The 13,028-nt window shown below is 56.6% G+C and carries 13 protein-coding genes and 1 riboswitch; of the genes, 5 read left to right on the top strand and 8 right to left on the bottom strand.

The window, feature by feature from the left end:
* Positions 1 to 143: 143 nt before the first annotated feature.
* From J2Y91_RS15050 to J2Y91_RS15040, 3 genes are read left to right on the top strand one after another with little or no spacing between them, the layout of a single operon-like run.
* Positions 144 to 905 carry an endonuclease/exonuclease/phosphatase family protein gene (locus J2Y91_RS15050; protein ID WP_048916666.1) on the top strand — a complete coding sequence of 254 codons (762 nt, stop codon included), beginning with the start codon at positions 144 to 146 and terminating at the stop codon, positions 903 to 905.
* Positions 902 to 2,143 (top strand): cardiolipin synthase ClsB, encoded by a 1,242-nt coding sequence (gene clsB / locus J2Y91_RS15045; protein ID WP_048916667.1) that lies wholly within the window; start codon positions 902 to 904, stop codon positions 2,141 to 2,143. Before J2Y91_RS15050 ends, clsB begins: the two co-directional genes overlap by 4 nt.
* Positions 2,143 to 3,093 (top strand): lysylphosphatidylglycerol synthase domain-containing protein, encoded by a 951-nt coding sequence (locus J2Y91_RS15040; RefSeq protein WP_048916668.1) that lies wholly within the window; start codon positions 2,143 to 2,145, stop codon positions 3,091 to 3,093. Before clsB ends, J2Y91_RS15040 begins: the two co-directional genes overlap by 1 nt.
* A gap of 35 nt (positions 3,094 to 3,128) precedes the next feature.
* Here J2Y91_RS15040 and J2Y91_RS15035 read toward each other — a convergent pair whose 3' ends face one another.
* Positions 3,129 to 3,839, bottom strand: coding sequence for a Bax inhibitor-1/YccA family protein (locus tag J2Y91_RS15035; protein WP_048916669.1), 711 nt, complete (start codon positions 3,837 to 3,839; stop codon positions 3,129 to 3,131).
* Between the two features lie 309 nt (positions 3,840 to 4,148).
* Positions 4,149 to 4,787, bottom strand: coding sequence for a LuxR C-terminal-related transcriptional regulator (locus J2Y91_RS15030; RefSeq protein ID WP_187498258.1), 639 nt, complete (start codon positions 4,785 to 4,787; stop codon positions 4,149 to 4,151).
* A gap of 1,095 nt (positions 4,788 to 5,882) precedes the next feature.
* Between J2Y91_RS15030 and J2Y91_RS15025 the strand changes: the two genes are divergently transcribed.
* A complete protein-coding gene (locus J2Y91_RS15025) occupies positions 5,883 to 7,829 on the top strand; it encodes a methyl-accepting chemotaxis protein (protein WP_048916672.1) in 1,947 nt (648 codons plus the stop codon).
* 145 nt (positions 7,830 to 7,974) lie between these two features.
* On the opposite strand, the gene J2Y91_RS15020 is transcribed toward J2Y91_RS15025, so the two are convergent.
* The 6 genes from J2Y91_RS15020 to moaA all read right to left on the bottom strand — a co-directional run bounded on the left by J2Y91_RS15020 (position 7,975) and on the right by moaA (position 11,800).
* Positions 7,975 to 9,066 (bottom strand): DUF1615 domain-containing protein, encoded by a 1,092-nt coding sequence (locus J2Y91_RS15020; protein ID WP_048916673.1) that lies wholly within the window; start codon positions 9,064 to 9,066, stop codon positions 7,975 to 7,977.
* A 35-nt stretch (positions 9,067 to 9,101) separates the two neighbouring features.
* Positions 9,102 to 9,557 (bottom strand): molybdopterin synthase catalytic subunit MoaE, encoded by a 456-nt coding sequence (gene moaE / locus J2Y91_RS15015; RefSeq protein WP_048916674.1) that lies wholly within the window; start codon positions 9,555 to 9,557, stop codon positions 9,102 to 9,104.
* A 1-nt stretch (position 9,558) separates the two neighbouring features.
* On the bottom strand, positions 9,559 to 9,804 hold the full coding sequence (gene moaD, locus J2Y91_RS15010) for a molybdopterin synthase sulfur carrier subunit (protein WP_048916675.1): 246 nt from the start codon (positions 9,802 to 9,804) through the stop codon (positions 9,559 to 9,561).
* Complete coding sequence (gene moaC, locus J2Y91_RS15005; protein ID WP_187498531.1) at positions 9,797 to 10,282, bottom strand: cyclic pyranopterin monophosphate synthase MoaC; 486 nt, start codon at positions 10,280 to 10,282, stop codon at positions 9,797 to 9,799. Before moaC ends, moaD begins: the two co-directional genes overlap by 8 nt.
* Positions 10,283 to 10,798, bottom strand: a complete 516-nt coding sequence (moaB, locus tag J2Y91_RS15000) for a molybdenum cofactor biosynthesis protein B (RefSeq protein WP_048916677.1) — start codon at positions 10,796 to 10,798, stop codon at positions 10,283 to 10,285.
* Between the two features lie 15 nt (positions 10,799 to 10,813).
* Positions 10,814 to 11,800, bottom strand: a complete 987-nt coding sequence (gene moaA / locus J2Y91_RS14995; RefSeq protein WP_253538675.1) for a GTP 3',8-cyclase MoaA — start codon at positions 11,798 to 11,800, stop codon at positions 10,814 to 10,816.
* Positions 11,790 to 11,925: riboswitch (molybdenum cofactor riboswitch) on the bottom strand. It overlaps the preceding gene by 11 nt.
* A gap of 165 nt (positions 11,926 to 12,090) precedes the next feature.
* On the opposite strand from moaA, the gene J2Y91_RS14990 reads away from it, so the two are divergent.
* Positions 12,091 to 12,999 (top strand): gluconeogenesis factor YvcK family protein, encoded by a 909-nt coding sequence (locus J2Y91_RS14990; protein ID WP_048916679.1) that lies wholly within the window; start codon positions 12,091 to 12,093, stop codon positions 12,997 to 12,999.
* Positions 13,000 to 13,028 lie beyond the last annotated feature (29 nt).

Below are 13,028 nucleotides of genomic sequence, written 5' to 3'. Positions count from 1 at the left end.
GGTTACTGACACCGGCCAGTAACGACGTCCTCAGACTAACGTAGTTTTCGGATAATACTGCAAATAAACGCGTTTCCCGCCACACATTTGTGACAAAGACTACACTTTACCCTTCACAAGTTAAGACGAAGAGTGTCATCAGTATGTCACAAAAAACGCAAGGATTTTCATTTAAAGTCCTGACGATTAACACTCACATGGGTTTCAACGCCTTTAACCGGCGTTTTATTCTGCCTGAACTCCGCGATGCGGTGCGGGCAACCGGGGCTGATATTGTGCTGTTGCAGGAGGTGATGGGCAGCCACGATCTGCACAAGCTGCGCGTGGATAACTGGCCAGAAACGCCGCATTACGAGTTCCTCGCCGATACCATGTGGCGCGACTTTGCCTATGGCCGTAATGCAGTTTATCCAGAGGGGCACCATGGTAATGCGGTGCTGTCGCGCCTGCCCATCCTCGAGCATCACAACCGCGATATCTCGGTCGCAGGCACGGAAAAGCGCGGTATCCTGCACTGTCGTATTGCGGTGCCGGACAGCGACCTCACTCTGCACGTGCTGTGCGTGCATCTCGGCCTGCGCGAAGCACACCGGCAGGCCCAGCTCAAAATGCTGTGTCAGCTGGTGAATGAACTGCCGCCGGATGCCCCGGTGGTGATCGCCGGAGATTTTAACGACTGGCGCCTGCGCGCGAATGCCATTCTTGAGCGCGGAGCCGGGATGGAAGAGGTCTTCAGCCGCAAAAATGGTCGCCCGGCGCGTACCTTCCCCGCCCGCTTTCCGCTACTGCGCCTTGACCGTATCTACGTCAAAAATGCCGCTGTCAGCCATCCACAAACTATTCCGCTACGCCCATGGTCGCATCTCTCCGACCATGCGCCGCTGGCGGTGGAGATCCACCTATGAACCAGTGGCAGGAAGGTAATCAGATCAGGCTGCTGGAAAATGGCGAGGAATTTTTCCCGCGCGTTTTCGGGGCAATTCAGCGCGCCCAGCACAGCCTGCTGTTGGAAACATTTATCCTGTTTAACGATGATGTCGGCCAGGCCCTGCACGCCGAACTGCTGGCGGCAGCCCAGCGCGGGGTCAAGATTGAGATGATGGTCGACGGCTACGGCTCCCCGGACCTGCCGGACGAATTTGTCCACAGCCTCACCTCGCTCGGCGTGCGCTTCCTCTATTACGATCCGCGCCCGCTGGTCCTTGGCATGCGCACCAACCTGTTTCGCCGCCTGCACCGCAAAATTGTGGTCGCCGATGGCGAGATCGCCTTTGTCGGCGGCATCAACTACTCGGCGGAGCATAACGCCAGCTACGGTCCGGAAGCGAAGCAGGATTATGCGGTGGAGGTTAAAGGGCCCATCGTCGGCGATATTGCCGCTTACGTGCAGCAGCAGATGGGCAGCGAGCAGAAAATCCGTCGCTGGTGGGGACAGCGCTCGCACCGCCCGGCACATAACGCCAGGCCGGGCAACGCGCAGGCGCTGCTGGTGTATCGCGACAATCATGAGCACCGCGATGACATCGAGCAGCACTACATCGACATGCTAAAGAGTGCGCAGCAGGACGTCATTATCGCCAACGCCTACTTCTTCCCCGGCTATCGCCTGCTGCGCGAAATGCGCAACGCGGCGCGGCGCGGCGTGCGCGTGCGGCTGATCGTGCAGGGCAAGCCGGATATGCCGATCGTCAAGGTCGGCGCCGAGCTGCTGTATAACTACCTGGTGGAGGGCGGCGTGGAGGTTTACGAGTACTGCCGCCGCCCGCTGCACGCCAAAATCGCGGTGCAGGATCAACAGTGGTCAACCGTTGGTTCCAGCAATCTCGACCCGCTCAGCCTGTCGCTCAATCTGGAAGCGAATCTGATGATCCACGATCGCGACTTTAACCAGTGCGTGCGTGACAACCTCGAGGGGCTGCTGGCGGCGGACTGCCAGCGCGTGCAGGAGAGCCAGCTGCCGAAACGCAACTGGTGGCAGCTGGGCAAAGGCGTGCTGGTTTTCCATTTTCTGCGTCATTTCCCGGCGATTGCCGGCTGGCTGCCCGCCCACACGCCGAAGCTGGCGCAGGTACCGCCCCCGGCCCAGCCGGAGATGGAAACCCAGGACAGGGTCGAGACCCCCAACGAAGGAGTTAAACCCTGATGGCTAAAGCGCATACGCTCTGGAGCCGGGCGAAGAAGGTTCTGACCTGGCTGTTCTTTATCGCGGTAATCGTATTGCTGGTGGTCTATGCCCGCCAGGTGAACTGGGCCGACGTCTGGGATGTGGTGGTCAACTACAATCGCGTCGCGATCCTGGGGGCCGTGGCGCTGGTGGTGGTCAGCTACCTCACCTACGGCGTGTACGATCTGATTGGCCGCGCCTACTGCGGGCACAAGCTGGCGAAACGCCAGGTGATGCTGGTGTCGTTTATCTGCTACGCCTTTAACCTGACGCTCAGCACCTGGGTCGGCGGCGTGGCGATGCGCTATCGCCTCTACTCGCGGCTCGGCCTTGGCGGCAGCACCATTACGCGCATCTTCTCCCTGAGCATTGCGACTAACTGGCTGGGCTATGTTCTGGTCGCCGGGATTGTGTTCAGCGCAGCGATGGTGCGGGTGCCGGACGGCTGGTTTATTGGTGCCGGAACCCTGCGGGTGATAGGCATCTGCCTGCTGGCGTTTGTCGCGGTTTATCTGGCGCTGTGCGCCTTTTCCAAACGCCGCCGCTGGACCATCAAGGGGCAGAAGCTGGCGTTGCCGTCGCTGCGCATGGCGCTGATCCAGTTCGCGGTTTCCAGCGCTAACTGGCTGGTGATGGGGGCGATTATCTGGCTGCTGCTGATGCAAAAGGTCGATTTCCCGCAGGTGCTGGGGGTGTTGCTCATCAGCAGTATTGCCGGGGTGATTATTCATATTCCTGCCGGGATTGGCGTGCTGGAGGCGGTGTTCCTGGCGCTGCTGCGCGGTGAACCCATCTCACACGGCGCGATTATCGCCGCGCTGCTGGCCTATCGGGTGCTCTATTTTATCGCCCCGCTGCTGCTGGCGCTGGTGATGTATCTGTGGCTGGAGGGTCGGGCGAAGACGTTGAGAGCGAAGAATTTAGCCTGAAGAAAAAACGGGTCGGGCATGCCCGACCCCTACGATTAACGGCGGTTGCCGAAGATACGCAGCAGCATCAGGAACAGGTTGATAAAGTCGAGATACAGCGTCAGCGCACCCATAATCGAGTAGCGGCGCAGGTTCTCCTTGTCATCAACGTTGATCCCTTCACCGATGTTTTTCAGCTTCTGGGTGTCATAGGCGGTCAGGCCGACAAACACCACCACGCCAATATAGGTCACTGCCCACATCAGCGCGCTGCTCTTCAGCCAGATATTCACCAGTGACGCCAACACGATGCCAATCAGCGCCATAAACAGCATGCTGCCCATTCCGCTCAGATCGCGTTTTGTGGTGTAACCCCACAGGCTCATCGCGCCAAACATCCCGCCGGTAACCAGGAAGGTGCTGGCAATAGAAGAGTAGGTATAGACGAGGAAAATACTCGCCATGGTCAGCCCGGTTAGCGCTGAATAGAGCATAAACAGGCCGGTTGCAGCGGCTCCGCTCAGCTTGTGCACCATGCCGGACAGCACAAACACCAGCCCCAGCTGCACGATAATCAGGCCGAAGAAGGTGATGCGATTGGCGAATACCAGCTCCATCACCGCCGGCGTATTCGCCGCGAACCAGGAAACAAACGCCGTTAACAGCAAGCCACAGGTCATCCAGCCGTAAACCTGCGCCATATAGACGGACAGGCCCGCGCTGGCACGCTGGACAATGGTATCGTTGGATCGTGGATATCGGTCCATGATGCTCCCCTTAATAGATGGATGAAAAGTGAGTTAAACCTCAAACAAGTCTGGCACATACCGCACCGCCTGCGCCAGCCCGAAAGCGCGCGGATTTGTTGCTGATTGCGGCGCGATTGAGTTTAGCACTTCATCATGTGTCATTATTGGTGGGTAAATTCACCGAGGAGCTGTTGCTGGCTTTACTGCTAACCGCCTGCGGGAGAGGTAGTCCGCGTCATGACGACAGAAATCTGTTTTCTGGGAATAAAATATTAACCGTTTTTTTCCATGGTGTTGCTGACAGTGAGGAGCGCTAAAAATTAATGTTTAGGCCGATAATTTATCATTTTTCTTGAACAGCAAGCCTAAATCACAGGTAAAGGGACGGCTAAGTATATAAAAATGAGCCATATTTTTGCATCCAATTTTACCTAACGCAGACAGCTTGTGTGAACTCACCGTTTTGCAATTTATATTAAATTTATTACTTATTATCCCTGATCCACTCCCTGTTATAAACTCATGTAAAACATCAAACTCCCTCTTGGTCAGAAACTTCCTCACCTTTCTTTTGGGCGTGGGTTCGAATCTGTATGAAAACTGCAATCCGCACAACTTATTTAGCAGGTGAACGATTTCCTTTCGATTAACTTTCAATGTATTAGGGTACAAAATATCAGTAAGAAGCTCCTGAAAAACCCCGCAAGTAATCATTATCATTCTCGCATGGTTATTTATTATCTCGGTCATTGATGTTTTAACGCTAAACGTACATGTCTGCCAGGAAAGGAGATCCAGAAGAACAATATCCGCCTCATTGACCTCACTACCGATAAAACTTTCGAGATTTAAACACTCCACCCTACGATTCAGCGCGGGTAAAAACCCAACCCCCGCACAGAGGAATGTATCGTCAGAGATCAGTAGAATATTCCTAAATTTCATACTGCAGATTTTATTTAACATAGCAACCTCTACCTGTCAGGTAAAAATACTCCCTTGATTAAAACTATACTCAAACTTAATTTTTTTTCAAACTATAGACATTGGGCATTTTTGGTATTAAACATCTTTCTGGCGGAATATTCTTACTAAAGACGACATAAGAGAGAGCGTGTAAAATGTTACAACTATTACTTTTATTCACCTTACCTTTAATCATATTTTTCAGCATTTTATATCACTATCAAACCAAAAAAAGGAGGAAAATTTACTATAGAAATCATAACAATAAAGAGCTTGCACATATTAAAGGGCGAAGAACAAAGATTTTTTTGACGCTTATAAAGAGACTTATTGGAAAGAAATAGCCAGTTAATACCCACACCCTACCCGCTATTAAAATCTGGGGTTATGCGTTGAAATCTTGCAAAGGGGGCAATGCCCCCGCTATTAGGAGATAAACTATTTTTTTATTTTTAGGATTTTCACCAAGAAAAAATCGGCATGGTAGAGGCCAGGGTACAGATCGATACTGAATATTCCTAAATCAAGTTTTCCCGAAGCGAAAAAAACTATCAAGAAAAATAGACTACAGCATCGCAAGCAATGATACCGTACGGAATAGCGTTAAAATAACCAATAAGCATCACGCCTTAGCCTCTCCCGGTTTCCTGATGCTATCCGCTACATTCACCTGATTGATATAACGAGAGCACATTGTCTTATTCATGCGCTATTTATTACCCACCTGAACTTTACTTCCTACTTAACACCTGACCTTGCCAATAGGAAAATAATGGACTCGGGGGAAGTCATTCGACCCCCAAAGCTGGATCGTATTGATTGCCAGGGCTTTTGCCGATCTTCAGCGGTAATTTACAGCGCAAAATCACCCGCTGGGCAGCCACAACTGGGCTGATCGCCCAACTGACGCAGGGCAAAGTGTGTTGATTATCCGAGGTCGTGACTGACAGGCAGAGTTTTATCTCACGCCGAATTTATCCAATAAATCCATCTGCCGGATAAAGATTGCTCACTGACTGCCGATAGACTGAGCAAAGGAGGTTGCAAAACAGGAAGTGACTAACGGGTACATTTTGCCACATCGGGGAAGGTCACATGCAGAGTCAGACAGTAGCAAAAAAGAGAATGAGCACCCGCACGCTGATGCTGCTCACTGGGGTACTGACAATCACCCTGGGTTTCAGCCTCACCATTGGCTTGCTGAGCTGGCAGTCGAGCCAGCAGCAGAAAAAGCTGGCGGAAGATTATCTCGGGCAGATCGCCCAGAGCCAGGCGCTATCGGTGCAGAAAGAGCTGGAGTATGCGCGCACCGTCGCAGCCGCCATGGGCCAGAGCCTGATTGCCCTACCTGCCGCGGGCATCACTGACCGCGCTCAGGCGGAACAGATTATGGTCTATGCGCTGAAGATGAACCCCAGCTATCTGTCGATGTCGGCGGTTCTCGAACCCAATGTTTTAGATGGACGCGATGCGGAGTTCGCCAGCCAGCCTGGTTCGCCGCCGGGGGGGCGCTTCTCGCGCTATGTCGATCGGGATAAAGCGGGTGCCTATCAAAGCCATCTGATGGGGACATTTCTTACCCCGGGTGATGGCGACTACTATCTGGTACCACGCAAGCTGGAACGCGACACGCTGGCCGAACCTTACAGCTTCGCCTATGAAGGCGTCCCCACCCTGCTGACCTCCGTTTCGGCGGTGATTTTTGATGATGGCAAGGTGAAAGCCGTGACCACCTCCGATATTTCACTCGCCTCGCTGCAGGAAAAAGTGAGTAAAATCAAACCGTGGCAAGGCGCAGGCTATGCCATGCTGCTCTCCACCGCCGGCAAAGTGGTTTCCAGCCCAAACAAGGACGATGCCGGTAAGCCCTATAAAGGCGAAACCGACAAGTTCAGCAGCCAGATAATCCAGCGCTACGACCCGGTTTTGGGTGAGGATGTGCTGCAAACCTGGCGCCCGATCACCGTTGGCAACAGCCAAGCTTCATGGTATCTCGGCGTTGCCGCGCCGGTGAAGCTGGTGATGGCCGCGGCGAACCGCCAGCTGATGTATGCGCTGATAATGGCGGTGATCAGTATTGTGGTGGTGTGCGGCGTGCTGGGGCTGGTGTTCAGCCGCAAAGTGGCGAAACCGATCGGCGGGGAGCCGCGTCAGGCGGCGGATATTGCGTTGGCGGTGGCAGAGGGCGATCTCAGCGCCACTATCCCGGTGAAAGAGAACGATAAGCAGAGTATTTTCTTCGCCATGCAGACCATGCAGCACCAGCTGCGCAATATGGTGGGTGAGATTATCTCCGCCAGCGACTCGGTACGTCAGGGGGCGGAAGAGATCGCCAGCGGCAACCTTGACCTCGCTTCACGCACCGAGCAGCAGGCTGCGGCGCTGGAAGAGACGGCAGCCAGCATGGAGCAGTTAACCGCCACGGTGAAGCACAATGCTGATAATGCCCACCAGGCAACGGCGCTGACGGATAACGCTACCGACATCGCCCGGCGCGGCGAGCAGCTGGTGTCGCAGGTGGTGCAGATTATGCAGCAGATTGATGAGAGCTCGCAGAAGATTGGTGCTATCACCAGCATTATCAACGGCATTGCCTTCCAGACCAATATTCTGGCGCTGAACGCGGCGGTTGAAGCAGCACGCGCCGGGGAGCAGGGGCGCGGCTTTGCGGTGGTGGCGGCGGAAGTGCGCAGCCTGGCACAGCGCAGCGCCAATGCGGTGAAGGATATCTCCGCGCTGATCGCCGAATCGACCCAGCGCGTCGACCACGGGGTGGATCTGGTGCAGAGCGCCGGGAAAACCATGCAGGAGATGACGCAGGCGGTAAACTCGGTGAAGACCATTATCGGCGAGATTGTGCATGCCTCCGATGAACAGTCGCAGGGCATCGGTCAGGTGACGGTCGCGGTCAATCAGATGGATGGCGCAACGCAGCAGAACTCCGCGCTGGTGCAGCAGATGTCGGCCGCCGCCGCATCGCTGGAGGATCAGGCGAAGACGCTGGCGCAGACCGTGCAGCTGTTTAAGCTGGAAACGGCGTAACGGGGATCGAGGGCCGACCAGAAAAGCGGTCGGCCCCTACACCAGAGCGTAACCGTAGGGGCCGAGCATCTTTTTCGAGCGGCCCGTCAAACCGGCTGTAACCGCAGGGGCCGATCATCCTTTTCGATCGGCCCGTGACAGCAGATTACTGACGGCTGATACAGCTCTGATAACGCGTATTCACGCGCTGGGCAAACCAGGCGGTGGTCAGATTACGGGTAATTTTCGGGCTTTCCAGCTTGATGCCCGGCAGCACTTCACGCGGTAATCTTTTACCGGCGTCTTTATCCGCCAGCGCGAATACCGACTTGTACAGGTCGGTTTTCTCGAAGTCGATGCTCTCCCCTTTCTCCAGCGCCCGGCGGATCGCCCGCTCGCTGAAGTCCAGACGCTTGCCGAGGGTGCGTACCGCTTTCTCGGTTGAGCCTGCACTGTCGGACCCGTAGTTGATCAGGTCACCATCCAGCGCCAGCTTGATGCCGCTCAGCCGGGATACCGCCGCCTGGAATGCGGCGTTACGGCTGGCATACCAGCCCGCGTTGAAGTCGGCAAAGCGATACAGCGGCGCAGTATAATTGGCCGGATAGCCCAGCAGATGCAGGGTGCCGAACCACATCCCACCGCGTCGGCTGAAGACTTCGCGCCGGATCGAGCCGTCAACCTGATACGGGTAGCCTTTACTGTGCGCTTCGGCAAAGGCAATGCTGACCTGCATCGGGCCGCCGGTGTGGATCGGGTTGAGATTGCCAAACAGCTTCTGCCCCATGGGCACCATATCGATAAAATCATCGAAGATCGCGCTCAGCTCTTTTTCACTGGAGACATGATCGAGGCGATCGGCATAGCTTTTGCCGTTGGGGGATTTGATCAGCAGCGCGGTGCGCACCAGGAATGACGGGATATGCAGCTGCCCTGCGCGGCGGTCAATCTCGCCCCAGGCGATTTTCGGCAGGCCGGCCACATTGGCATCGGCGCTGAAGTTGGACTCCTGCCCGGTAACGGCGATCACCGCGCACAGATTGCTGACCGAAGGGTCAATCTCCTGGCCGTTGAAGGCGACATAGATATCGCTGGCCCAGCCCTGGCGATCGCTGACGCCGGGCGGTAACAGCCGGGCGATCTGGGCTTTCACATCGGTCGGGCGCGCGGCAGGCGTGGTTTTCGACGTCGGGTTACTACAGCCCGCCAGCACCAGCAGGGCCAGCGGCGCGAGGTGTCTCAAAGAGAAACGGCTCATGAAGATCCTTAGCCAAAGAAAAGACGCAGTGTACCCTATTTTTCCCAGCGTGCGGCGGCGTCGCGGTCGCTCTGTTTAGCCTCGACCCAGCGCTCCCCGTCTGGCGTGGCTTCACGCTTCCAGAACGGCGCACGGGTTTTCAGCCGATCCATGATAAATTCCGCCGCGTCAAAGGCGGCACCACGGTGCGCGCCACTGACCCCCACCAGCACGATCTCATCGCCCGGGAACAGTTCACCGACGCGATGGATGACGGTGACGCGCTGCATTGGCCAGCGGCGGCGCGCCTCGGCTACGATCTCCGCCAGCGCTTTTTCGGTCATGCCCGGATAGTGTTCGAGGGCCAGGGCACTGACGTTATCACCAAGGTTGTGATTGCGCACTTTGCCGGTAAAGGTCACCACCGCCCCATCTTCATCGCAGGCGGCCAGCCACTGATACTCGTCAGCCATATTAAATGGTTCGCTGCCAACCCGAATTCGCGTCTCCATCTCAGCCCCCGGTGACCGGCGGGAAGAAGGCGACTTCATCCCCGGCGCGCAGCGGATGCGCCATCGGCACCAGCGTCTGATTAACCGCCGCCAGCAGCTTGCCGGACTCCAGCGCCAGCGCCCAGCGATCGCCCTTCTGCGCCAGCTCGCTGCGCAGGGCTTCTACGCTGGTAAATTCGGCGGGCAGTTCAAGGCTGGCGGTGCCAACCAGCTCGCGCACCTGGGCAAAAAACAGCACGTTAATCATGGCTCACCGCCTGAAAATCACCGGATTTCCCACCGCTCTTACTCAGCAGGCGGCACTGTTCGATGGTGATATCTTTCTGCACCGCTTTGCACATGTCGTAGATGGTCAGCGCGGCAACGGAGGCCGCGGTCAGCGCTTCCATCTCCACGCCGGTTTTCCCGGTCAGGCGGCACAGCGACTCGATGCGCACGCGGTTGTGCTGCGGCTGGGCTTCCAGCGACACTTCCACCTTGCTCAGCAGCAGCGGGTGGCAGAGCGGGATCAGCTCCCAGGTGCGTTTTGCCGCCTGGATGCCGGCAATGCGCGCCGTGGCAAAGACGTCACCCTTATGGTGGCTGCCGTCGATAATCATCTGCAGCGTCTCCGGGTGCATCACCACGAACGCTTCTGCCCGCGCTTCACGCACGGTTTCCTGTTTGGTGGAAACGTCCACCATATGCGCCTCACCGGCGGCATTAATATGCGTTAACTGAGACATTTACGGCTTCTTCACATGCGAAACAAAATTACACGGGCGGGTTCGGGCATCCAGCTGTGGCTGAATAATGCGCTCCCACGCCAGCTGACAGGCGCTGGTGGAACCGGGCACGGCGAGGATCAGCGTCTGATTGGCAACGCCAGCCACCGCGCGCGACTGGATGGTGGAGGTGCCAATATCCTCCCAGGAGATCATGCGGAACAGCTCGCCAAATCCTTCCACTTCACGATCGAACAGCGGCAGCAGCGCTTCCGGGGTGCTGTTTTTCTCATTAAAACCGGTACCGCCGTTGATCAGCACCACCTGCACATCCCTGCTGGCGATCCAGCTGGAGACCACGGCGCGAATACGGTAGCGGTTATCGGGCACGATGGCATGGTCGAGCACCTGATGCCCGGCCTCGATCGCGGCCTCCCGCAGATAGCTGCCGGAGCTGTCGCTCTCCGCCGTATGGCGGTCGGAGACGGTCAGCACCGCCACGTTAAGGGGGGTAAAATCCGTCGATGTTTTGCTCATAATCAAGTCCTTAGCTTAACCGCCGATAAATGAGAGATTCTGCGTGATGCCGGTATTGCCCTGGTGCAGGAAGTGGGTTTGCTTTTTGCTGGTCAGACTGCTGGCGATACGCGCCTGCAGTTCCGCGTGCTGGCTGTCATCCGCCAGCAGATCTCTGAGCGGTACGCCGCTCTCACCAAACAGGCAGAGATGCAGATTGCCAATCGCCGACACGCGCAGGCGGTTACAGCTGGCACAGAAGTCCTTTTCATACGGCATAATCAGGCCAATTTCACCCTGATAGTCGGCATGTCGGAATACCTGCGCCGGGCCGTCACTGCGCGCGCGCGCCTGACGCACCCAGCCCTGCTGCAGCAGCTGGTCGCGGATCACTTCGCCAGAAACGTGATGTTTGCGGAACAGCGCCCCGCCGTCACCGGTCTCCATCAGCTCAATAAAACGCAGCTGGATCGGGCGCGTGCGCACCCAGGCAAGAAAGGTATCCAGGCTGTGGTGATTCACGTCGCGCATCAGCACGGTATTGACCTTCACCTTGCTGAACCCGGCGTCAAAAGCGGCATCGATACCGCGCATCACCTGATGAAATTTATCCTGGCCGGTAATGGCGTGGAACTGGCGCGCATCAAGGCTGTCGATACTGACGTTAAGTGCAGTCAGCCCGGCAGCCCGCCACTCGGCAACATCGCGCTGCAGGCGATAGCCGTTAGTGGTCACCGCCAGCTGGCGAATAGAGGGGTTGTCGCGCACCGCCGCAATGATGTCGGTAAAGTCACGGCGCATTGAAGGCTCGCCGCCGGTCAGGCGCACTTTTTCGGTGCCCGCAGCGGCGAACGCCCGCGTGACGCGGCGGATTTCATCCAGCGACAGGAAGCTTTTGTTCTGAATGCCCTGTGGTTTATACCCGTCAGGCAGACAGTATGTGCAACGGAAGTTGCATACATCGGTGATCGACAGACGCAGGTAATAGAACCTGCGGTCGAAACTATCAGCAAATTGTGGCACCAGAACACCTTTCCAAAGAGGGGAGATGCAGTCATTTCTTTCTGCACCCTGGCAACTCGGGGTTGCGGCCAGGAGACCGTATCCAGCAGGACTTAGGTATCAGGGCTTAAGTGTGATTTACCGGACATCGGTAAACCATGGTTTAAAAATTTTAGCGCTTCTGACTGCGCGATACCAGAACAGAGTTTCGCTATATACTTTGAGATATAACGATTTTTCCCGGCATTTTAACACCCGTTTAGCGTAAAATAGCTTTTATCAACGTTTCAACCATGATGATGACAATAACTATGCGCAATCGCACTTTAGCTGACCTCGACCGCGTGGTGGCATTAGGCGGCGGGCACGGCCTGGGTCGTGTGATGTCCGCACTTTCTCCGCTGGGTTCCCGCCTTACCGGCATTGTGACCACCACGGATAATGGCGGCTCCACCGGGCGCATTCGCCGCTCGGAAGGCGGTATTGCCTGGGGTGATATGCGTAACTGCCTTAACCAGCTGATCGCCGAGCCGAGCGTGGCCTCGGCAATGTTTGAGTATCGCTTTGCCGGTAACGGCGAGCTGGCCGGCCATAATCTCGGCAACCTGATGCTAAAGGCGCTCGATCATCTCAGCGTGCGCCCGTTTGAGGCGATAAACCTGATCCGCAATCTGCTGAAGGTGGATGCGTTTCTTATCCCGATGTCAGAGCAGCCCGTCGACCTGGTGGCGCTGGATAGCGAGGGTCACCTGGTATACGGCGAGACTGAAATTGACCAGCTGACCCAGCCGCCGCAGGAGTTAATGCTCTCCCCTGCCGTCAGCGCCACGCGTGAAGCGGTAGAAGCGATTGGCGAAGCCGACCTGATCCTGATTGGCCCCGGCAGTTTCTATACCAGCCTGATGCCGGTGCTGCTGCTGCCGGAAATCGCCCAGGCGCTGCGCCGTACCCCGGCGACGATGGTGTTTATTGGCAATCTCGGCAAAGAGCTCAGCCCGGCAGCGGCACAGCTGACGGTGGTGGATAAGCTGGCGATGATGGAGAAGGCGATTGGTAAACGGGTGATTGATGCGCTGGTGCTGGGGCCGAAGGTTGACAGCAGCCATCTGAGCGACCGTATGGTGATTCAGGAGCCGCTGGAGGCCGGAGATATTCCCTATCGCCACGACCGCCAGCTGCTGCGGCTGGCGCTGGAGCACGCGGTGCAGGCGATGGTGTGAAAATGCGCCCGATTTGAATCGTAGGGGCC

This window comes from Erwinia aphidicola (assembly GCF_024169515.1).
Lineage (GTDB): Bacteria > Pseudomonadota > Gammaproteobacteria > Enterobacterales > Enterobacteriaceae > Erwinia > Erwinia aphidicola.
The sequence above is the reverse complement of the archived record's forward strand: the minus strand, read 5'-3'. Positions and strand labels throughout refer to the sequence as shown.

Coding starts and splice junctions, on each gene's coding strand:
- J2Y91_RS15050 (WP_048916666.1), top strand. CDS start 144: ATGTCACAAAAAACGCAAGGATTTTCATTTAAAGTCCTGACGATTAAC.
- clsB (WP_048916667.1), top strand. CDS start 902: ATGAACCAGTGGCAGGAAGGTAATCAGATCAGGCTGCTGGAAAATGGC.
- J2Y91_RS15040 (WP_048916668.1), top strand. CDS start 2,143: ATGGCTAAAGCGCATACGCTCTGGAGCCGGGCGAAGAAGGTTCTGACC.
- J2Y91_RS15035 (WP_048916669.1), bottom strand. CDS start 3,839: ATGGACCGATATCCACGATCCAACGATACCATTGTCCAGCGTGCCAGC.
- J2Y91_RS15030 (WP_187498258.1), bottom strand. CDS start 4,787: ATGTTAAATAAAATCTGCAGTATGAAATTTAGGAATATTCTACTGATC.
- J2Y91_RS15025 (WP_048916672.1), top strand. CDS start 5,883: ATGCAGAGTCAGACAGTAGCAAAAAAGAGAATGAGCACCCGCACGCTG.
- J2Y91_RS15020 (WP_048916673.1), bottom strand. CDS start 9,066: ATGAGCCGTTTCTCTTTGAGACACCTCGCGCCGCTGGCCCTGCTGGTG.
- moaE (WP_048916674.1), bottom strand. CDS start 9,557: ATGGAGACGCGAATTCGGGTTGGCAGCGAACCATTTAATATGGCTGAC.
- moaD (WP_048916675.1), bottom strand. CDS start 9,804: ATGATTAACGTGCTGTTTTTTGCCCAGGTGCGCGAGCTGGTTGGCACC.
- moaC (WP_187498531.1), bottom strand. CDS start 10,282: ATGTCTCAGTTAACGCATATTAATGCCGCCGGTGAGGCGCATATGGTG.
- moaB (WP_048916677.1), bottom strand. CDS start 10,798: ATGAGCAAAACATCGACGGATTTTACCCCCCTTAACGTGGCGGTGCTG.
- J2Y91_RS14990 (WP_048916679.1), top strand. CDS start 12,091: ATGCGCAATCGCACTTTAGCTGACCTCGACCGCGTGGTGGCATTAGGC.